This window comes from Polaromonas sp. P1_G2, from assembly GCF_056405515.1.
In genome coordinates this window covers 1-356 of record NZ_JBFUBY010001782.1, presented here as the reverse complement: position 1 = coordinate 356, position 356 = coordinate 1, and the positions used below count along the sequence as shown (strand labels likewise).

Here is a 356-nt window from a genome sequence, read left to right as displayed (position 1 = left end):
CCATTCCGTTAGTTCACCCGCCTCCCAGAGATAATGCAGCATCGCCCGCAGCGACAGTTTTCGCGGCTCATTGCGGATGCCGTGTTCAGTCGATTCAGCCGGCGCGCCGGGCGCGGCACGAGGCCCCCGTTTCGTCAGCGAAAAATCCAACTTTAGGTTCGTCTTGCCGCTGGCATCGATCTGGATCGCATTGCCGATCAACGGGCCAAGTCCGGAAAGCTCATAAGGAGGCTCATATGATGGGCAGGCAGGATCGTGATCACGTCCCGATAGTGGCATCCGCTTGATGAGATACTGGTCTTCGACCCGTGCGATGTACATCGGTGCCGCCGGCGCCTTGCACATGCACAGCGGGC

General features: G+C 59.8%; 1 protein-coding gene. It reads right to left on the bottom strand.

The features are described from left to right. A partial coding sequence (locus AC1D0P_RS32570) for a DUF1173 family protein (protein WP_477680495.1) occupies positions 1–345 on the bottom strand: 345 nt, incomplete at its 3' end. Positions 346–356 lie beyond the last annotated feature (11 nt).